The organism is Paenibacillus arenosi, from assembly GCF_014841135.1.
Classification (GTDB): Bacteria; Bacillota; Bacilli; order Paenibacillales; family Paenibacillaceae; genus Paenibacillus_B; species Paenibacillus_B arenosi.
The window spans coordinates 626,629-646,621 of the sequence record NZ_JACYTN010000001.1; the positions used below are offsets into that span (position 1 = coordinate 626,629).

The following is a 19,993-nucleotide window of genomic DNA, read 5'->3' on the forward strand; positions in this document are numbered from 1 at the left end:
ATTGTGACTCGGTGGGCTCGAGCTAAGCAAACGCAAGCTTTCCTCCGCTTGATGATCGCTCAAAGCTCCCAAACCTACTTATACAAGTGATCCATTTTGGAAGATAAACAACAGGATAGGTATACCTCGGATAGCTGAGAGTAATTTAAAAGTGCGGTATTTCCACGGTGTGAGTAGGCGAGGTAGTTACGAAGTTGCAGCTTGAACAGGTTATTGCAAGGTTGTGCGGCAGCGTAATTACTGTGTATCACATTATTTTGACGACTTACCACTGTTAGTTGTTTTTTTGTTAAAGGAAAATGTTAATAGCCAAATTACAATAATGACATAACCAATCGTAACGAAGATCGACCATAATTGTCCTTCACGCAATTGTTCAAACCAATATTCGAACTCATTTCCTTTTCGCCCGATACTGTTGATTAGCGACACAGCGGGTACTAACATGGTGATAGCCGCTACAACGATAGAGAAAAAAGTGTTTTTCTTACGGATAATACTAATGACGGTTGTTATGAGCGTGATAAATAAAAAACTGTAATAGACCATCCACACCCAAGATGGCAATGTTTGCATATGCATTTCTTACTCCTACTCCTTTTTAGACATCATCAGCTAAAGATTGCTTCATTAGCTCGTGTCTTATTTGTGTAATCTAAAGCCTATTATAACTAACTTTTTCCATAACGGAAGCACATTTTTAAAAGTTAAGCTATTTTTATATAAAAGATGTAAGTTTTTTTGACATTTTTGCATAGATAGTAAACCGCTCATATGAAAAATCAAATAAAACCCTTGAGAAGGTGGTAGACATATGTCTGCAATCGTACATGTGTTGCACACGGGCACAATTTATATGGATCGATCTATAACCTGAATGGTGAAAACAGACAAAGGTTGGGTGTTACTTGTATCTGATGTGGGATTTGGAAGAAAGGCTTGGGAGGATGGTGTAATACCTGGGTTTGTTGCCAACAAGGAGCAAGCCAATACCTCTTTGCAATGGGTCCGTAACTTCGCCAAGCGAGAAGATTGCTGTGCGGTGCTTGCCAATCACGATCCCGACATACAGCCAGGAGTAGTCGGATAATCTTCTAAATCTATCACATAAAAAAGCGAGCGTGCAGTTCTTGATCAATCTGTTCAAACATGCATGCTCGCTAATTTTTATAAGACTATTTGTATTAAGATTATAAACGAATTGACTTCTTATACAACGGATAGAACCATTTTACTCCGCGTGGGGTTAACGTATCAGCCACTAGGTGTGATACATATCCGAGCACAGACACGGCCATAATGCCTTCAACTTGAAGCTGCTGCTCTAATCCATAGCCTATCATCCCCCAGAAGATGACCGCCCAAATCGTATGCGTCAATCCTCGATGACTCAGCCACGGTGCCCAAGCTACAAAAAGTCCGAAGCCAATAAGCCAGTACATGTGGCTCTGCCAACCAATGAACATTAACACAGCTCCTATCAGGCTGACAATGGCGTTGCGAATAATCCCTTCTTTCGTGATGAAGCCAAGTAAGAAAATAATAAATGCGCCCATCGTCCATTCCATGTTTACATGCTCGTTTATCACGTATTGATAAGCAAGACCAGCAACGAGTACAGCACCAAGCCATACAATCGACTCCCGGATCCAACGTGATAACTGCCCAATTCGTCTGCTTAATAGACTTGGCCCGTCTAGATCTGCACTTAGAGCCGAAAATGCTGATATTGCTACATATAAGCCTGCACTCTTAAATGAGAATGGAAAATAAGCAGCAGCACCCATGCCGATCGTAACGCCAATTGCTAAATGGGTTGTTCCTTTCATACTTCCTCCTAATATGTACTTACAATAGATTGATCAACAAATACAAACCAAACGTATGTTTGTATAAAGTATACATGTATTTATGATTGTAAACAATGGATGAGGTTGTAAATTGTGATTTTAAAGAGGGGGTAAACGGATAATATTCATGATGTACAGGGTGAAAGTACATTTTTAAACAGAAATTGTAACAGATTCGACAAAAGTATTGATCTTTTGTGTGAAAAAGGAAATAATAGGGGGGTGAAAGTGGGAAAATAAGATTACAAATCTGTGCTTTAATATGTTAAATTATATAGGTATGTGCCTAACAACTAGAATATCTTTGAGGGGGATCATCCTTGGATTGGCAAGACATTATTTTTAAGTTTGTTGGTGGATTGGGCTTATTCCTATTCGGGATAAAGTACATGTCCGATGGATTGCAGAAGTCGGCAGGGGACAAGATGCGTGGGCTATTGGAGCGCTATACTTCGAACCCGGTGCTTGGATTGTTGGTCGGTGTTGGCGTTACCATCCTCATTCAGTCTTCATCAGGAACGACTGTAATGGCGATTGGACTAGTTAATGCGGGCCTAATGACGCTACGACAAGCAATAGGTGTAATCATTGGAGCGAACATTGGTACGACGATGACTGCGTTCATCGTGGGTATTAAGATTGATGCTTATGCACTGCCTATCATTGCAGTAGGTGCAATTTTCCTATTCTTCTTTAATAAGAAAAAGTTGCAGTACATAGGCCAAGTTATTTTTGGCTTCGGTACACTTTTCTTAGGCTTGTCATTAATGGGAGGCGGGGTGAAACCACTCGCTAAGCTTCCTGTCTTTACTGACTTTATGATTCAGCTTCAGGATCAACCAATTTTGGCACTATTAGTTGGTACTGTATTCACGGTTATCGTACAAAGTTCCAGTGCAACGATTGGTATTTTACAAACAATCGCTGACGAAGGCATGATTAGTTTGATGGGTGCGCTTCCGATCTTGTTCGGTGACAACATCGGAACGACGATTACAGCAGTTCTTGCTTCCATTGGAGCGACTGTAGTTGCAAAACGTACTGCACTTGTGCATGTTATCTTTAACGTGCTAGGTTCAATCATTTTCATGCTATTACTTCCGTTGGTGCACAGCGCTGTACTGTGGCTTGGTGAAGGTGTAAACGTTCGTATGCAAATTGCTTATGCACACGGAATCTTTAACACAACAAACGCTTTGCTCTTCTTGCCATTCATTCCAGTTCTGGCATGGATTGTAACTAAGGTTATCCCAGGCGAAGCACAGGAAATTGAGTTCAAAGCAATCTACTTGGACGAAAGACTGTTGGCAACTCCAGCAGTGGCATTTGGACAAGCTCAACATGAAATTTTGCGCATGGGTCAGTTTGCACGTGAAACATTAAATGATGCTTCTACGTACTTCTTCACCAAAGATGCAAAAGTCGGTGAACTTGCGATGCAGAAAGAAGCGTTAATTAATGAGCTTAACCGCAAAATTACAGACTACATGGTAAAAATTAATCAGCAAAATGGATTGTCTGAAGGCACATCTGAGAAAGCATCTGGTTGGTTCCAGTTGATAAATGATATTGAACGAATTGGTGATCATGCGGAAAATATTGCTGAATTGTCCGAGTTTAGTATCAATAAAAAAGTCGACTTGTCCAGTGAAGCAAGCTCAGAGTTGAAAGAAATGACTACACTTGCAGATAAGACTGTGGAACGAGCTCTATTTGCCTTGGAGCACTCTGATGCTCAAGCAGCACAGCAAGTGTTGGATTATGAGCGTGAACTTGATCAAATGGAGAAGACATTCCGTAAAAATCATATTCAGCGTTTGAATCAAAATCAATGCTCAGGCAGCTCTGGAGCTGTGTATCTTGATATTCTCAGCAATCTTGAGCGTGTTGGAGACCATAGTAAAAATATTGCTCAATTCGTTATGCACGAAAAAGAGTAGTTGAAGAAATAAATGAAAAGCGTCGATCATTCTTGAAAAAGATTGATCGACGCTTTTTTCATTGTGCTTAAAAGAGATGAGACATGATTACAAGTTAACTAAAACAAACCGAAGTTATGGATATTCGTTTCTACTTTTGCGTAAGGTTCTGTATTATTTCTTTTTAGCTCGTTGCTGAATCTCTTCGGTTACAACAAAGGCGAGTTCTTCGTTGCCGAATAGAGAAAGTACGGCAAGTACCGTATCATCGGGAATATCGCCCGCTTCTTCGCTAGATACGGTCAGTCCCATTGCTTGCTGGAGCAAAAGATTATCCTCTTGCTTCGGATAGGCTTTTTGATATAACGCCACAGGATCAAGCTTGTTATTAATGCACCATTGTGCAAAAACAAGAATCATCATGTTCTCTTCCTGTTGGTACGTACGGATAATTTGTTCTTCCATTTCTTTCGTGTTCATTGATAAATCTCCTAACAATAAGGTAATATGGGTTCATTCATTATAACGAAGGAGCAGGTGGTATACAATGATTATAAACAACAAGATTAAAGCCGCTGAAGTTCAATTGACAGGTATTGACGGAGAAGATCTTGGGATCGTACCTACTTCTGAGGCGCTTGCAATGGCCAAAAAACTGAAAGTTGACCTCGTTTGTACATCGCTGATGAGCAGCCCGCCGCCATGTAAGTTAGTACGTGCTGGAGCGGTAAAGGAAGAGGTGCAGCAAGCTCGTAAACGTGAGCAGAAGGCAAAAGTGAAAGAGATTCGTTTAACTCCTCAAATTGAAGAGCATGATTATGAGACGAAGAAGCAGCAGGCAGAACGTATTTTACGTGCTGGAGATGCTGTTCTTCTCGTTGTTCGTATTTCGGGTAAGGAAGGCGAAAAGGCGAAAAAGTTGCTTGAAGAGCTACTTCGTGATTTGGCATCGGTGGGCGTGAAGCAATCGGGCATTCAATTAAGTGGTAAACAAGCAGCTGTGCAGGTGAATCCAATCGCATGAATGTGTTAGTTGCAGATGATGAATGCCAGATGGTGAAGTTAATCCAAGTATACTTTGAACAAGCAGGCTTTCAGGTCTATACGGCTAGCAATGGGAAAGAAGCACTTGAAGTTGTTGAGCAGCACGCTATTGATCTAGCAGTATTGGACTGGATGATGCCAATTATGAGCGGCATTCAAGCGTGTAAAGAGATGAAGCGACGTGGTCAGCAAAAAGTTTTGATGTTAACAGCAAAAGGTGATCACGATGCAGAACTTCAAGCGCTTGAAGCGGGAGCAGATGATTACGTGAAAAAGCCATTTGATCCACGAGTACTGCTTATACGTGCGAAGAAGCTGCTGCAAATAGATGGACAAGCTCGAATTGGTGACTTAGTTATCGATATGGAAGGTCATAAAGTATGGAGAGCAGGCACAGATTTGAATGTAACAAAGAAAGAGTTTCATCTGCTGAAATGTTTTATGCACAATCGAGGGCGTGTTCTTACTCGAGAGGTATTGCTGGATCAAGTGTGGGGGATTGATTATGTTGGAGAGGATCGGACTGTAGACACTCATATTCGCAGGTTGAGAGAGAAGATCGGTGAAGAGTGGATCGTGACCCATAGAGGGCTCGGGTACAGTTTTGAGCATAACCATGAATAAGATTGGACGCAAGTTGTTTCTAAATATTGCGTGTATAATCGCATTTGTTTATGTGCTGTCTTTTTTGGCGAATACGTATCTGCTTCCGTCTTATTTCTTACATGGAAAGAAGTCTAATATGGCGGAGATTATGCAGCAATTAGATACGATGTCTGCGAGCCGCTTGATGGCAGATGCAGAACGAATTTCTTACGAGCATGATGTCACGATTGTATACGCGCATCACTATGGGAATGTTGACGATATCAACGGAACACTGCGCGATAAGTTCAGCAGTCGTGGTATCGCTCTAAGTAAGTTCTGGATTACAGAAGAGAGTATTGATAAGCTGACGAGCGGTGCGCATGTGAATAAGTTGTACGATCAAGAAAAACTAAGGTCCAGAGTGCTCGTCTCATTCGTGATGAAAGACAATATCGTCTTTGCCGTAGCGGATTCAATTGCGCATGCAGCAGAAACGATTCGTGTTGCGAATCAATTCCATACGTGGATTCTACTCGGTGCATTGGTCTTGACGCTAGTGCTCGTCGCCTTTTTTTCGCAGCGGTTGCTGGGTCCTCTAGATCAGTTAAAACATGCAACGAAAGATATCGCTAACTTAAATTTCCGTAAAGTAGAAATTAAAACCGGAGATGAAGTGGAGTCACTTGCACACAGCGTAAATGAAATGAGCGATAAGTTGAGGAAAGCTCATCAAGAGTTGGCGATTCGCAATCAAAATTTGCAAGGTTTCATTTCAGACGTGTCTCATGAACTGAAGACGCCTATTGCTTTGATCAAGGCTTACGCTGCTGGAATGAGAGATGGATATGATGACGGCAGCTATTTGGAAGTGATCGAGAAGCAGGCGGATGATATGACGTCGATGGTCGAAACACTTTTGGAATTGTCCAGACTGCAGGTAGAAGCCTATACAGTTGCTCCATTTGATATGAGGGAGCTTGTTGCTCAGGTCATTGATTCATACAAATTTACCCTTCGACAGCAGGGGCTAGAGCTGACGATGCATGATGATAAGGACAAGGACTTTGTAGTCTTTGCAGATAGAGCGAAGATGTTGACAGTGTGGAGTAATTTGATCCGCAATGCGATCAGTTACACAACCAATCAACGTATAGATATCGCGCTGTTGCGACAGGGTAGCTTGATTCACTGCTCCATTAAAAATGGAGTGGACTCTTTAGACGCAAATCAGTTGGATTTCCTTTGGGAACCCTTTTATGTGGTAGAACAATCGCGTAACAAACAATTAAGCGGAACTGGATTAGGATTATCTATTGTCAAAACCATTTTGTTGAAGCATCAATCTGAATTTGGTGTTAGAACAGCGAACAATGAGATTGAGTTTTATTTTTATGTTGAGGGCTATAACAAGTGAGTCTATAAGCTAGAACGAACACAGAACACAGAACCTAAAAGATTAATTGAATATGATGTACAAGATAAGGCGGCTTAAGGGCTGCCTTTTTGGCATGCTGCTGTTTGGTTCATATGTCATATTGGTGTAACAAAGGGAGCGTATGCTTACTTTTGAGGTGAGAGAGTTGCATGTAAATAGAAGACATCATGATTATAAATTAATTCGCCGAGCTGCCGCTACTGCAGGAGTTGTATCGATACTCGTATTGACGTTGTTAGCATACTCAGCTTACGTAGAGCCTAATTTATTAAGAGTAAAGGAAATTGACATTGTAAGTGAGTATATCCCACCTTCGTTTAACGATTTGACGATCGTTCATTTCTCAGATACACATATAGGTGAATATTATGATAACGAAAAACTAAAGAAATTAGTTGAGCGAGTTAATGGGTTACATCCCGATTTGATTATTTTCACGGGAGATTTGTTCGACCATTACAGTAATTACGGAACAAGGCGGGAAGAAGCGCAGCAACTGCTTGGCCAAATGAACGCTCATCTAGGCAAATATGCGGTATATGGTAACCACGATCGTGGTGGAGGCGGCAGCCGCAAGTATGAGGTGTACTTAGAAGAAGCGGGCTTTGAGGTGCTTGTGAATGAAACGCATCCTATCCTGTTACCTAATGGAGAAAAAATCGTGTTAGCTGGACTTGATGATGCCATGCTTGGGAAACCAGATATCCCAAATACGTTTAACCAACTGCGAGCGGAAGATTTCAACATTGCAATTGTACATCAGCCTGATTTGGCAGATGATATTGTGAAGTATCCAGTTGATTTGCAGCTATCTGGACATAGTCATGGCGGTCAAGTGCAAACACCGTGGTCGAAGCCGATTTATACACCCCCATTAGCAGTAAAATATGTAGAGGGAAAATATACAGTTCGCGGTGGGGATAAACCGATGCAGCTTTACGTAAATCGAGGCATTGGGACAACTCGATTGCCGATACGATTTATGAATGTACCTGAGTTAACAAAGTTAACCTTAGTTCGAAAGGGAGCCGCGTCCGAATGACCTAGACCTGCTTTAATTCTTGAATTTCGAATTGTATAATCTGCTTGCATACTCACAATCAACGAGTGCTGAGAAGGTAAAAGCCTCCTGCACAAAGCAAGAGGCTGTAAATAACAATGAAGTCTCGATACTGAAAAGTTACTTTGCAGGTACAGGCACAGGTGCTGGAGCGATTGGCAGCTGAGGAGGTGCCATTAGTTGGTCTAAACTTGCGAATTCATAGCCTTGTCTATGTGCTTCATCAATAATTCGGCCCAGAGCTGCTGCGTTATCTTTCGATATAGAGTGGAGCAGAAGGACTGCTCCTGGATGAAGCTGTCTAACGACATTGTCGTAGGCATACTGAGCTCCACGTTGTTGATTGACATCCCAATCTTTATAAGCGATGGACCAAAATACGTTGGTATAGCCTAGCTTATGACTAAGGGCAAGTGTACGCTCGTTAAAGATTCCGCGTGGTGGACGAAGATAGCGCATTTGCTTCTGACCGGTTACAGCTGCTACCGCGGTTTTCACTTTCTCCAACTCTTCGGTGAGACGAGTATCCGAAACTGTGGTCATATCAGGGTGGCTCCATGAATGGTTACCAATGAGATGGCCTTCGGCAATCATGCGTTTTAGCAAATCAGGTTGTGTCTCAATGTAATGGCCAGTGACGAAGAAAATAGCAGGTACTTTTTTTGATTTGAGCGTATCGAGTATGTTGGCGGTTAGTCCATTTTCATAGCCGTTATCGAAAGTAAGGTAAAGCGTTTTGGATCGAGTGTTTCCTAGGAAAACGGAGCCATGTTTTTCGATAACACCTTTAAAGCCTTCCTCATCAATGGAAGGAAGCTGACCGTTTTTGCTCTTTTTGAACCCAAAATGGAAAGTTGGGCTAGTGGCAGCTTGTACAGTAACTCCATATGCAGCAGTCAAGATGGCAATTACCAACAAAGCTGAAAAATAACGTTTTAGCATAGGTAACTCCTTACGATATAGTACCGTTATGTGCGGTTATTCTATTATTTGTAAATGGCCTGTGTTTATTCATAAACGTGGATGTTTACGACTTTCTTGGCGCTTTTGGTGAACTTTTCTTTGGGGATCCGAGTGCTTAAGCAATTCAGATACCGTTACAAACTGATAGCCTCTCCGTTTTAATTCAGGCAAAATTAATTCAAGTGCTTGTGGGGTCTGGGTGCGACCGTGTACATAATCGTGGAACAGAACAATATCGCCATTGCGTGCATTGTTCAGCACCTTGTTTTTTATTTTGTTAATGCCAGGCAGATCCCAATCTCTCGTATCTTGATGCCACGACCACATGATGCATTGCAATCCCTGTTGTTTGCTTGTAGAGACGATAAGATCATTGTAGTTCCCGCCGGGTGGTCGGAACAGAATGGCTGTTTGTCCTGTAGCGGTGTGAATGGCTTGTTGGGTCAGCTGGATTTCTTTAAGGATAACACTGTGCGATGATTTACGATTGAAATAGATGTGATTATACGTATGATTGGCGAGTTCATGACCATCTTCGACGATTTTTTTTGCAAGCTGAGGATATTTGGTTACGCGTTTGCCAAGGACGAAAAACGTACTTTTTACATCATATCGCTTCAAAATATCCAAAATAGCCACGGTCTGTTTCGGGTCAGGACCATCATCGAACGTAAGTGCCATCATTTTATGTTCTGTCTTTGCCTCCCATATAATTGAACCTTGTTGTTCATATTCGTGCCGACTTTTCTTGTTCGGAGTTGAAAATGCTGCTTGAGTGGCAATAATGAAGCAGAATAGGAGAAGGAGCCAGTACCCTGATCGTTTGCGCATGCGTATCACCTTATGTTTGATTAAGTATTAAATACCAACAACGGCATTCTTGAAATTAGATGCTTGAATTCTCCATCTATTGTGTGACCACTAGTAATCATTTAATCTGGATGATGATGGTAAGTGGTAAGTGGTAAGTGATCTGCAAGCAAAGACGTATTAAGGCAACAACGTATCAACTTGATATGGATTAGTCAAAAGTAGAGCAGGCAGCATGTTCGCTAAGGCAGAAAATGCAATAAAACGAATCATTCCCAAATCGAAAAAAATTCGTTATAATAGTGGATAGAGCTTAACGGAAAAAAGTTAAGCTACTATATATTCGTATTGAATATGGATCTTCAGGGCAAGGTGAAATTCCTTACCGGCGGTAAAGGCTGTTAGACAGCTCAAGCCCGCGACTCCCTGCGTTTACGTAGGGACTGACTTGGTGTGAATCCAAGGCCGACGGTTAAAGTCCGGATGGGAGAAGATCGCATAAGCGTTTCGCATGACCAATTGAATATTTTAGGTCTATTGTTGAGATCAGCTTATATCGAGTCATCTACTGACAGATAAGCGATGTTTGTCCTCTTCAGCTAAGATCCTATATTCAACGACCCAGGAGGTTATTGAATATGGACACGCATGCATTGGCTGATCAGCGGAGTACATTCTCAAGCAAAGGGGTGTGGCTCGTTGCACTTGGGGCCGCCTTTTGGGGATTAGGACCGCTGTTCCGCGTACTTGTGTTGGAGTATTTAACATCCACACAAATTGTATTGTTGGAGCATCTTGTATTGTTGGTGTTTGCTGCACCAATCGTGTGGAAACATCGTGCAGAGTTAAAAGGAGCCAACTGGAAACATTGGGGTGCTTTGCTCTTCATATCATGGGGAGGCTCTGTCATTGCGACTATTATGTTCACCGAAGCATTTGCGACAGGGAATGCGAACACAGTACTTCTGTTACAGAAGCTTCAGCCGTTATTCGCGGTAATACTAGCACGCTTCCTACTTAAGGAACAGCTACCGAAGCGATTTGGTTATTTATTAGTTGTAGCACTTATCGGAACGTATTTGCTTACATTTGGCTGGTCATTGCCGCAAGGCGTGATGAGTGAAGTCGTTGGTATCAGCAGTTTGCTGGCATTAGGAGCTGCATTGCTCTGGGGTGGATCGACGGTTATGGGACGGTATATGCTTGATAAAATGCAATATGAAACCGTTACGGCGTTGAGGTTTCTATTGGCGCTCCCATTGTTATTCGTCTTTACTTGGTCAGAGAATGCGAGCTGGAGCGTACCGCCTGAACAGTATGGTTCCATTACGTTCTATATTATTTTACAAGCTGTGCTGCTAGGTTTGTTCAGTATTTTGCTTTACTATCGCGGCTTGTCAGAAACAAAGGCATCCTATGCTACGCTTGCGGAGCTGTCATTCCCATTAGTAGGTATGATGATGAACTGGATTGTTTTCAACCAAATGGTTACATTTGCACAATTAACAGGCTTTGTCCTTATCTGGATTGCGTTATTCTACGTATCTAGGCAGCAATAAGGAAGCCATTAATATGGATAAATATAAACAACGAAGGAGAGCACATTGCTCTCCTTTTTTTGCATGTTCACGTAATTTATCGGATCATTCACCGTATACGGTGTAGATTGGATTTACAAAAATAAATAGATTTGTCCTTGTTTGCGGACTTGCAATTTGGAGTACTCATTTCAATATACATATAGATGATATTATGATGTTCATCGCATGAGATAGCGGTGAAAGGAGGTTTGGCGATGCCATTTGTACAGCGGTTCACCGTGACAAGTGCGGGTGCGCTCACATTCACAGGGAACGCTTTGTCTTTATCTAAAATAAACAATCAGCTGCTGCCTGGAAACTTAGATGCGTCAGGTGCTTTTATTACGACCAATACGGGGCTAACTGCTCCTGGCTGGTTCCCAGGTACAACGCTCAACTATACGCAAAACTCTTCTGCAGCTGTGTTAAGACTTCCTGCTGGGAGTACCATTGAATATGCTGAACTGATCTGGTCAGCGAACTATTCATCGGGAGTAGGCAATGTTACGCCTAATATTAATGATCCGATTCAATTCATCACTCCTCTAGGTGCTTTTACTATTTCACCAGAGACTACCTTTGACAATGTGAGTCCCTTCAATCCTACTACTAGATGGTATACACATAGTGCAAATGTAACTTCGCTCGTACAGGCCGGAGGAGCAGGGACGTATATTACGGGAAGTGTGCCTGCTTTTATATCTGCAATCGATAATCAAACAACACATTCCGGTTGGACATTGGCGGTATCCTATCGTAATTCTGCTTTGCCGTTTCGTAATAAGTCGATATTTGTAGGACAGGATTTGGTGGGTCTCAGCATAACGAATGTAGATATCACTGTATCTGGATTTTCCTCGCCTACAACCGGAAATGTAACGGGGCGGATATTGCTGTCAGCGCATGACGGAGACCCATTTGCAGGTGGGGATGTCGTACGCTTTGGACCTAATACATCTAGTTTAGTTACGTTATCTGGACCGAATAATTTAGTAAATAATTTTTTCCAAGCGCAAATCAACAATGACTCTGGTAATTTGGACACCGCAGGCACATTTGGGACGCGGAATGCAGTAGCAGGCGATCCTGGCTTCTATACGACTGGATCTCGTTTGGCCTATGATATTACCAATGTAGATGGTTCGGCAGGTTTATTTAACTCACAGACGTCGGGTGTACTTCGTATTACAACGTCTGCTGATGTTATCCTTCCGAATGGTATCGGCATACAAATTGATGTCAATCAACCTTTATTATCGATTGATAAGACGAGTAGTACTTCGACTGCACGAGAAGGGGACATTATTACTTATACTGCGGTTATTACAAACAGTGGTGCCGCTAATGCAGACAACGTTATTTTCACCGATCCCATTCCAGCGGGAACAACGTTCATTCCTAACAGCGTAACTATTGATGGTGGACCACCGCAAACAGGGCTAAGTCCTATAGCAGGCATTAATTTGGGGTCGATACCCGTTGGCGGGAGCCGGACGGTAACGTTCCAAGTACAAGTAAATACAGGTGGAGTACCGCCACAAATATCAAATACATCCAGTGCTACATTTACCTTTATAAGCGTCCCTGGAGGGCCAGTGCTTGCGGGGGATGTCGTATCGAATGAAGTAATCGTTAATTTGATTGCTGTAAGTATTACAAAGACAGCCACTCCTACGTCCGCGCTTCCAGGTCAAGATGTGCTTTATACGGTGACGGTATTTAATACGGGTGGGGCGACATTAACAAATGTGAGAGTTACGGATGCCACGTTGGGATTGAACGAAACGCTATCTATGTTAACTCCTGGGAATGGGGTAAGGTTTGAGATCAGCTTTACTATACCCCCGGGAACACCAGCAGGATCAATCATTGTGAATCGAGCAGCGGTTGTTACAAATGAAATATCAGATGAGGCATTTTTCCAAGTTAATGTGTTGGCAGCACCATCATTATCCATTAATAAAACGGCAGATCGAACGATGGCTGCACCAGGGGATACGATATTTTATACCATAGAAGTGTCCAACACAGGAAATAGCACACTTACAAATGTAAGGGTAGTAGACGCTCTATTAGGAATCGATACACTTATTGGGACTTTGCTTCAAGGGGAGAGCCAGTTCGTATTCGGTGAATTCACAGTTCCGATTGGGTCATCGGGTACAATAACAAATACGACAACGGCAACTTCGGATGAGACAACAGCGGTCAGTGACAGTGAAACGGTTATGATTACTCCACAGCCATCTCTGTTTGTGCGCAAGCGTGCCTTGGAGCCAGAGGTGGAGGCAGGATCAGCAGCCATGTTTGAGATCGAATATGGTAATGCTGGCAATGTTACTTTAACAAATGTGGTTGTGTCCGACCCTCAATTAAATATTAACGAAGTCGTTCCAGTCCTAGAACCTGGAGAAGCATTTATAATAACTGGGGCGCTGGATATTCCATTTGGCACGCCACCAGGTACGGTTATTACCAATACAGTTACGGTTTCATCCGATCAGGTTGGGACCCAGACCGCACAAGCGAATGTAACCGTTACGCAACCAGCTTTTCCTATTATAGAACTAAGCAAATTTGTTGACCGTGAGACAACAGCTCCTGGGGAAACGATAACCTATACGATTATTATTTCAAATACAGGCTTTATCTCGTTGACGAATGTTAACTTAATTGATCCGCTATTAGGTATTAATCAAGTAATCCCAGAAATATTGCCGAGTGATTCGTTCATTATCGAATCAGACTTTTTTGTCCCGTTAGATACACCAGATGGTTCCTCCATCGTTAATACAGCTACTGCTACTTCGGACCAGACGCTCCCCGTGGAAACAACTAATATTCTACCTGTGCAATCGATTTTCGGATTGGAAATTACTAAAACCGTTGAGCCAACGACTGCTCTTCCCGGTGACGAAGTTCAGTATACCATTATCGTTCGAAATACAGGCAATCGCACACTGATCAATGTTCGTATTACGGATCCGATCGTTGAACTGGATACCGTCGTGGACAGCTTAGTGCCTGGTGGAGAAATAGAAATTACATCGTTCTTCACAATTCCAGCGGGAACCCCTATTGGTAACTTTGAAAATACAGCTACAGCTTCTGCGGATAATGTGACTACACAGAGCTTCACTGCAAATGTGGAAATAGGCGCCGCTCCAGACTTAACGATTACGAAGACAGCCGATCAGACCAGCGTCGTGCCTGGTGCTACCGTTACGTATACGATTTTGGTTACCAACTCAGGCAATGTACCGCTGTCTAATGTCATCGTTCAAGATCCGCTGCTTGGTATCGATCAGACGATTCCGTTATTAGCGAGCGGGGCGGAGCAAACGATTACGCAGACGTTCCTGATTCCCGTTGCTACACCAGCTTTAACCGTATTTTTAAATACGGTAACTGCCTCTTCTGACCAAACGGCTCCAATTACGGCTCAAGAAAGAATTATTGTAGAGCCGATTGTAGGCCTGCAAGTTAGCAAGACTGTATCACCAACTGAAGCTGCGCCTGGAACGCCAGTGGAGTTCTCCATTACGGTTAGCAATTTATCAGCAGTCACGCTAACTAATATTTTAATGAACGATCCGCTTGTCGGATTTACACAGACAATCCCTTCTCTAGCACCAGGAGCCTCACAAGTACTGTTGGTTCCATTTACGATTCCTAGTAATGAATTACCAGGATCTTTTGTTAATACGGTAGAGGCGTTTGCAAATGAAACAGATACCGTAACTGGAACGGCGACCGTAGCGATACTGCCAGTATCTTTATTAACGATAGCAAAAGTGCCTTCTCAAGCTGTGGCGGTGCCAGGAGAGCCTATTACGTATACGTTCCAGATTACGAACAGCGGAAACACAGATATTACGAATGTTAGAATCACAGATCCGCTGCTTCAACTTGATAATAATATAAGCATTATTCCAGTCGGCACAACAGTTGAGCTTGTCATCCCATTTGATGTTCCACGGGACTTTACAGGGACAGTCCTTACAAATACAGCTACGATTTCTTCCGACCAAACGGCTGCACAGCAAGTGGAAGCATCGATTGAAATTATTCCAGACTTCACGGTACAGTTTACGAAGGTGGCAGATCGTAGTGTTGCATTGCCAGGAGAGCGGGTCAATTACACGATCACGATCACGAATTCGTCGACTTTCACATTAACGAACCTCAGGTTGTTTGATCCTGTTATTGATATTGAAGAGCAAGTGACTCGTTTGGAGCCGGGTGCAACGTTAACTTTTAGTGCTTCCTTTATCGTTCCGTTAGGCACGGAAGCGGGGACGGTTATTGTTAACGAAGCTGTATTTTTATCAGATGAGACGGTCGTTCAGCGTGCATCTGCAAGTGTGACTGTAGGAAGCAGTCCACAGCTTATTCTTACTAAAACGGCTTCCAAACAAACCGCTATGCCTGGGGAGCGGATCCAATTCAGACTCCGGCTGCGCAACACGGGCAATGTTCCACTAACAGGTGTTGTCGTAACCGATCCGCTGCTTAATATTCGAGTGGAAGCGAGGGCGCCAATTGGTCCTGGTGAATCAAGAGAAGCAATTGTTCCATTTACAGTTCCGAGCAATGCCGTGCCTGGTACGACAATTACGAATACATTGAATGCAACCTCCAACGAAACAGGTCTTGTAAGTACGTCGGTTTCAGTCAATGTCGCAGTGTCACCACTACAAGTTGTAAAGTCGGCTAATCGCAAGTCTGTTGTTGAATGCGAGATTGTTACGTACACGATTCTTTTACGAAATACAAGTTCCAGTACGATCAGTGGCATAACCGTAACAGACAACATTCCTGCTGGTTCCACATTTGTTGTAGGCAGCCTTAAGCTTAATGGATGTCCGGTCACGAATCAGCAGCTAGAGACGGGAATTACGATCCCAGACTTGGCTCCTGGCCAGCAGGCTGAAGTGACGTTCAAAGTGAAAGTTGAGCCAATCAAAAAGTCGAAGGTAACTCAGCTTGTGAATCAGGCAGTTGCACGATTTACATTCAGAGATTCTCAAGGAAGAACGATTACTACCAGTACACAGTCTAATCAGGTTATTGTTGCAATTAAAGAAGAGCAGGAAGAATAAATATCGGTATAAAACGTGTGGTTCATACAGCCAGAAGCTGTCTCAAGAGCAGCCATCTTGATGGCGAAGTAGTCCGTTTTTGAGCTGCTAGTATGACAAATGACAAAATAGCGGTGCAGTGCGTAGTTACTGTATCGCTATTTTTTTGGTTCGTATTTGTACTTGTTAATACGCTTTAACAAACAACTTTTAAGATAAACGCTTTTATTTTTGAATGGTTATGAGTGAATAGGAGATTGGAGTCGAGTGGTGGAATGATGGCCGCACTACACATTTCGAGTAGATAATCGTTTCCTTAAAAATATATTGCAATATCCGATAGAAACTACTACTAAAATGGTAGAAAAAATGGAAATAATTCCATTAAAGCTTGGCAATTTGGTGAAAAATGAGGGAAATACCAGTGAGAAGATTCGATGTCGTTCAAAGAGAATTAGTTAAAGCGTTTGAAGAAAGAAAGAGCTTAACCGATCAGAAAGTGGTTTCCTTAAGTCAAGAATTGGACGACCATATTGTGACCCTACAAAAGTTAAAGCAGAAGTCTGGTTGTTCGAACTTGGTGGCGAACAAATTGCAAGAGCGTTGCTAAAGCTGAGGATCGCTACTCCTATTCAAAATGAACAATCAAGTACATTGTAAGTTATATGTATATTAGTTAACCTGCACACAAGTTGGAATGGGAGGCTGGGGACGATTTTCATATCATTTGATGTTTAGCCAGTAAATGCGCATGTACATGCCGTTTGCTGGCTTATTCGTCTAGTGGTATGTGAATGTAAACTTTTCGTATGAAAACATCTGCTTGCGCCCATCTTATGAACTGTGGAGGTGATCATAATGGCAGGAAGAAATAGTAAACCGAAAAATAATGGACCAGCTTCAAGCCCGAGCCGTATTGAGCAATTTGGAGATAAGCTTGCTGATGAGAGCGGGTTCAAGCCAAAGCGTGAGGGCGGTTAACGTAACAGTAGAAACAAGTTAAGTCATGTTCGTTTTAAATAAACGAGGTCAATGAAGGGTAGCGGCTTTTAACAAAAGACCGCTACCCTTTGCTTTTTTATGAGTTGCTGCGAACTCTCTTGCTATGGTCAGAAATAGTTCCCATTTTATACGAATTTCAAGAGCCATTTGAAAAGTACTTTGTCGTATAATGAGAGCTGTCTCAAATCTTTTGTACATGCTTGGTGATATCATTTTTAGCTATAAAATGGCGTGGAATAAGGATAAAGTTCCGTATATCTGTTGACCTGGGGTTTATAAATGAAAAGGTAACAGCTACTAGAGAGGTGGTTGGCTTTGCCAAAAGGAAAGTCATTATATTTATTACTAGCGTTGATTTCATTCGGCATTATCATTTACGTTTCCTATATCAATTTTATTTATGATCCGCAAGCCGAGGAATTTTTAAGTCATAAAGAAGGGCTTAAGCGTCCGCTTCAACTTCCGTTATGGTTGAACGTGATGTATGTGCATGTTGTGTTTGCTTGTATGACACTTGTGTCTGGGCTGCTGAATTTCTCGACAAAGTTGTTACAGCGTTATCGTAAGTTTCATCGCTTCAATGGTTATATCTACGTCGTATCCGTATTTATGGTCGCGCTCACGTCAGGATATATGGCTCCTTATTCGACCGGCGGTAAGGCGAGCAGCATCGCATTCAATATGCTGAATATCATTTGGCCCTTTATGACCGGAATGGCGATTATAAGTATTCGAAAAAAGAAGCTGATTCAGCATCGTAAGTGGATGATTCGCAGTTTTGCTTATTGTTTTACGAATACATCTATACACTTGATTACATTCGTTATTCATAAAGGATTTGGCTTCACCTATGTGAACAGCTATACGATAAGCATTTATTGTTCCCTAATTATTCTTCCTATTTTAGCGGAAATCGTTATTAGAAGGACACTGCCACGTACAAAACATACTTCTCATTAGAAATAAAGCTCTCCTGCGTGGTTCGTGACTTTTCCTCTGAGCAGTTATAAAATGGAAGTTGGAAGTTGTCTCTACTTTACGAATGTACACCATTGAGGGGGAGTATGATGAAAGCTGTGGTGGTGGAGCAGTACGGCTCTACAGAACATATGAAATATGTTGACATGGATCTACCTTCTTTTCACTCCAAACAAGTGTTGGTTCGTGTTCGCCGTACCTGTGTAAATTTCGCCGATATTAAAGCTAGACATGGGAACAAAGGTAAAGGTACGCTACCCTTCATCCCTGGACTAGAGGCAATGGGAGTTGTTGAACAGGTTGGGACAGAGGTGACCTCTGTACGGGTGGGCCAGCGAGTTATCGCTTTCCCGTACAATGGGTCGTACGCACAATTTATTGTGGCTGATGAGAATTTAACTTTTGCAGTCTCAGATGATATTGATGATGATGTTGCAGGTGCATGTGGCATCGTTTCCTTGCTTTCTTACAAACTGCTAGCTGAAATAGCTCGTATCAAGGTAGGAGAATCTGTTCTTATTCATTCCGCTGCAGGTGGTGTTGGGACTACAGCCATACAAGTTGCTAGAGCGTTGGGCGCGGCCAACATTATCGGAACGGTGGGCAGTGTACATAAAATAGAAGCAGCCAAAAGTGCGGGTGCTGACCATGTATTACATAATGAATCCGAGGACTATATCGAACAGGTGAAGCAGCTTACAGCTGGTCGAGGTGTCGATATTATATTGGATTCCGTTGGTGGAGAGGTAACAGAACGAAGTGTGGAATATCTTGCTCCGTATGGACGGCTAATCGTGTTCGGCAATTCCTGTGGGGAGTATGGGAAACTGAATACGAAGGATTTCCATGCTAGCTGTCGCTCTGTGCTTGGGTACAGCTTTGGTACGACGAGGAAAGAACGACCTGAAAGCTTACGAGAAGCAGCGGCGCAAATATTTCTACTCTTCGAACAAGGGAGATTGGATATCAACATCGGCAGCCGCTTTTCCTTGCAGGATGCTGCACTTGCGCATGAATTAGTTGAAAGCAGAAATAGTACGGGGAAAGTGCTATTAGTGGTAGAGTAGCACATTACATTAGATGGTTACCTAACATACAGCGTTCCTTATAAAGAGAGGAGGAGCAGGAGAGCTGTCTAGAAGCCTGATAAGGTTGAGACAAATGGTTCGTTCAGTCAAAAAGGCTCAATAAGGCTTTAAGCGCTTCATGAGTGAAGCTCCTGCGCATTATTATGAATATCATGTATATGGACACGAAAGAAATTCAAGCAGAGGATGTTTCACGTGTATTCGAAACGTCTGGCATTAATAGGCCTTATCAGGACTTTGATAGATTGAAACGAATGATTGAGAATTCGGATATCGTTATTACGGCATGGCATGAGGGAAAAATGATTGGCATGGCGAGAGCGGTAACCGATTACTCATACTGCTGCTATTTATCTGATCTAGCAATAGACAAGGATTATCAAAAAGGTGGTATTGGAAGGAAGCTCGTCGATCTTGTTAAAGAGAAGATGGGTGAGGAATGCTCATTGGTATTGTTATCGGCACCAGGTGCTATGGACTATTATGAAAAGCTTGGATTTAGTAAAGTAGATAATGCTTTTGTCATAAAAAGAGTAAAATAGTACAAACAATTAGACGTGTACATAATTGAAAAATGTGTGGTAAAATATGTATC

At 42.4% G+C, this 19,993-nt stretch carries 18 protein-coding genes and 1 riboswitch; of the genes, 13 read left to right on the plus strand and 5 right to left on the minus strand.

The genetic code is table 11. The features are described from left to right. Positions 1 to 252: 252 nt before the first annotated feature. On the minus strand, positions 253 to 582 hold the full coding sequence (locus IFO66_RS02745; protein WP_192023628.1) for a hypothetical protein: 330 nt from the start codon (positions 580 to 582) through the stop codon (positions 253 to 255). A 295-nt stretch (positions 583 to 877) separates the two neighbouring features. Between IFO66_RS02745 and IFO66_RS02750 the strand changes: the two genes are divergently transcribed. Next, positions 878 to 1,090, plus strand: a complete 213-nt coding sequence (locus IFO66_RS02750) for a hypothetical protein (protein ID WP_192023629.1) — start codon at positions 878 to 880, stop codon at positions 1,088 to 1,090. Between the two features lie 100 nt (positions 1,091 to 1,190). Here IFO66_RS02750 and IFO66_RS02755 read toward each other — a convergent pair whose 3' ends face one another. After that, on the minus strand, positions 1,191 to 1,829 hold the full coding sequence (locus tag IFO66_RS02755) for a metal-dependent hydrolase (RefSeq protein WP_192023630.1): 639 nt from the start codon (positions 1,827 to 1,829) through the stop codon (positions 1,191 to 1,193). A gap of 341 nt (positions 1,830 to 2,170) precedes the next feature. Between IFO66_RS02755 and IFO66_RS02760 the strand changes: the two genes are divergently transcribed. Then, entirely contained in the window at positions 2,171 to 3,790 is a 1,620-nt protein-coding gene (locus tag IFO66_RS02760; RefSeq protein WP_192023631.1) for a Na/Pi cotransporter family protein, read from the plus strand. A gap of 153 nt (positions 3,791 to 3,943) precedes the next feature. Here IFO66_RS02760 and IFO66_RS02765 read toward each other — a convergent pair whose 3' ends face one another. Then, the gene (locus IFO66_RS02765) at positions 3,944 to 4,249 is read right to left on the minus strand and encodes a hypothetical protein (RefSeq protein ID WP_192023632.1); all 306 of its coding nucleotides are present in this window, start codon (positions 4,247 to 4,249) and stop codon (positions 3,944 to 3,946) included. Between the two features lie 67 nt (positions 4,250 to 4,316). Between IFO66_RS02765 and infC the strand changes: the two genes are divergently transcribed. The 4 genes from infC (at position 4,317) to IFO66_RS02785 (ending at position 7,878) form a co-directional block, all read left to right on the plus strand. Continuing rightward, positions 4,317 to 4,793, plus strand: coding sequence for a translation initiation factor IF-3 (infC, locus tag IFO66_RS02770; RefSeq protein WP_192023633.1), 477 nt, complete (start codon positions 4,317 to 4,319; stop codon positions 4,791 to 4,793). Then, positions 4,790 to 5,437: a response regulator transcription factor gene (locus IFO66_RS02775; protein WP_192023634.1), complete on the plus strand. Its 648-nt coding sequence runs from the start codon at positions 4,790 to 4,792 to the stop codon at positions 5,435 to 5,437. The genes infC and IFO66_RS02775 overlap by 4 nt, the downstream gene beginning before the upstream one ends. Continuing rightward, on the plus strand, positions 5,430 to 6,815 hold the full coding sequence (locus IFO66_RS02780; RefSeq protein ID WP_192023635.1) for a sensor histidine kinase: 1,386 nt from the start codon (positions 5,430 to 5,432) through the stop codon (positions 6,813 to 6,815). Before IFO66_RS02775 ends, IFO66_RS02780 begins: the two co-directional genes overlap by 8 nt. Positions 6,816 to 6,957: 142 nt before the next feature. After that, positions 6,958 to 7,878 (plus strand): metallophosphoesterase, encoded by a 921-nt coding sequence (locus IFO66_RS02785; RefSeq protein ID WP_192023636.1) that lies wholly within the window; start codon positions 6,958 to 6,960, stop codon positions 7,876 to 7,878. Positions 7,879 to 8,016: 138 nt separating this feature from the next. Here IFO66_RS02785 and pdaA read toward each other — a convergent pair whose 3' ends face one another. Both pdaA and IFO66_RS02795 read right to left on the minus strand, forming a co-directional pair. After that, the gene (gene pdaA / locus IFO66_RS02790) at positions 8,017 to 8,838 is read right to left on the minus strand and encodes a delta-lactam-biosynthetic de-N-acetylase (protein WP_192023637.1); all 822 of its coding nucleotides are present in this window, start codon (positions 8,836 to 8,838) and stop codon (positions 8,017 to 8,019) included. A 69-nt stretch (positions 8,839 to 8,907) separates the two neighbouring features. Next, complete coding sequence (locus IFO66_RS02795; RefSeq protein ID WP_192023638.1) at positions 8,908 to 9,690, minus strand: polysaccharide deacetylase family protein; 783 nt, start codon at positions 9,688 to 9,690, stop codon at positions 8,908 to 8,910. 333 nt (positions 9,691 to 10,023) lie between these two features. Then, positions 10,024 to 10,168: riboswitch (FMN riboswitch) on the plus strand. Positions 10,169 to 10,307: 139 nt separating this feature from the next. Here IFO66_RS02795 and IFO66_RS02800 point away from each other — a divergent pair. From IFO66_RS02800 to IFO66_RS02825, 7 genes are all read left to right on the plus strand, one after another. Further along, positions 10,308 to 11,228 carry a DMT family transporter gene (locus IFO66_RS02800; RefSeq protein ID WP_192023639.1) on the plus strand — a complete coding sequence of 307 codons (921 nt, stop codon included), beginning with the start codon at positions 10,308 to 10,310 and terminating at the stop codon, positions 11,226 to 11,228. 236 nt (positions 11,229 to 11,464) lie between these two features. After that, the gene (locus IFO66_RS02805) at positions 11,465 to 16,351 is read left to right on the plus strand and encodes a DUF7507 domain-containing protein (RefSeq protein ID WP_192023640.1); all 4,887 of its coding nucleotides are present in this window, start codon (positions 11,465 to 11,467) and stop codon (positions 16,349 to 16,351) included. Positions 16,352 to 16,754: 403 nt separating this feature from the next. Beyond that, positions 16,755 to 16,940, plus strand: a complete 186-nt coding sequence (locus IFO66_RS02810; protein ID WP_186786037.1) for an aspartyl-phosphate phosphatase Spo0E family protein — start codon at positions 16,755 to 16,757, stop codon at positions 16,938 to 16,940. A gap of 248 nt (positions 16,941 to 17,188) precedes the next feature. After that, a complete protein-coding gene (locus IFO66_RS24040) occupies positions 17,189 to 17,311 on the plus strand; it encodes a hypothetical protein (RefSeq protein ID WP_273014977.1) in 123 nt (40 codons plus the stop codon). Between the two features lie 336 nt (positions 17,312 to 17,647). Continuing rightward, entirely contained in the window at positions 17,648 to 18,292 is a 645-nt protein-coding gene (locus tag IFO66_RS02815; protein WP_192023641.1) for a DUF2306 domain-containing protein, read from the plus strand. 107 nt (positions 18,293 to 18,399) lie between these two features. After that, positions 18,400 to 19,377, plus strand: coding sequence for a quinone oxidoreductase family protein (locus IFO66_RS02820; RefSeq protein ID WP_192023730.1), 978 nt, complete (start codon positions 18,400 to 18,402; stop codon positions 19,375 to 19,377). A gap of 179 nt (positions 19,378 to 19,556) precedes the next feature. Then, positions 19,557 to 19,940 (plus strand): GNAT family N-acetyltransferase, encoded by a 384-nt coding sequence (locus IFO66_RS02825; RefSeq protein ID WP_225445433.1) that lies wholly within the window; start codon positions 19,557 to 19,559, stop codon positions 19,938 to 19,940. The last annotated feature ends 53 nt before the right edge of the window (positions 19,941 to 19,993 follow it).

Coding starts and splice junctions, on each gene's coding strand:
- IFO66_RS02795 (WP_192023638.1), bottom strand. CDS start 9,690: ATGCGCAAACGATCAGGGTACTGGCTCCTTCTCCTATTCTGCTTCATT.
- IFO66_RS02800 (WP_192023639.1), top strand. CDS start 10,308: ATGGACACGCATGCATTGGCTGATCAGCGGAGTACATTCTCAAGCAAA.
- pdaA (WP_192023637.1), bottom strand. CDS start 8,838: ATGCTAAAACGTTATTTTTCAGCTTTGTTGGTAATTGCCATCTTGACT.
- IFO66_RS02755 (WP_192023630.1), bottom strand. CDS start 1,829: ATGAAAGGAACAACCCATTTAGCAATTGGCGTTACGATCGGCATGGGT.
- IFO66_RS02780 (WP_192023635.1), top strand. CDS start 5,430: ATGAATAAGATTGGACGCAAGTTGTTTCTAAATATTGCGTGTATAATC.
- IFO66_RS02750 (WP_192023629.1), top strand. CDS start 878: ATGGTGAAAACAGACAAAGGTTGGGTGTTACTTGTATCTGATGTGGGA.
- IFO66_RS02785 (WP_192023636.1), top strand. CDS start 6,958: ATGCTTACTTTTGAGGTGAGAGAGTTGCATGTAAATAGAAGACATCAT.
- IFO66_RS02745 (WP_192023628.1), bottom strand. CDS start 582: ATGCATATGCAAACATTGCCATCTTGGGTGTGGATGGTCTATTACAGT.
- IFO66_RS02805 (WP_192023640.1), top strand. CDS start 11,465: ATGCCATTTGTACAGCGGTTCACCGTGACAAGTGCGGGTGCGCTCACA.
- IFO66_RS02825 (WP_225445433.1), top strand. CDS start 19,557: ATGGACACGAAAGAAATTCAAGCAGAGGATGTTTCACGTGTATTCGAA.
- infC (WP_192023633.1), top strand. CDS start 4,317: ATGATTATAAACAACAAGATTAAAGCCGCTGAAGTTCAATTGACAGGT.
- IFO66_RS02820 (WP_192023730.1), top strand. CDS start 18,400: ATGAAAGCTGTGGTGGTGGAGCAGTACGGCTCTACAGAACATATGAAA.
- IFO66_RS02775 (WP_192023634.1), top strand. CDS start 4,790: ATGAATGTGTTAGTTGCAGATGATGAATGCCAGATGGTGAAGTTAATC.
- IFO66_RS02765 (WP_192023632.1), bottom strand. CDS start 4,249: ATGAACACGAAAGAAATGGAAGAACAAATTATCCGTACGTACCAACAG.
- IFO66_RS24040 (WP_273014977.1), top strand. CDS start 17,189: ATGGCAGGAAGAAATAGTAAACCGAAAAATAATGGACCAGCTTCAAGC.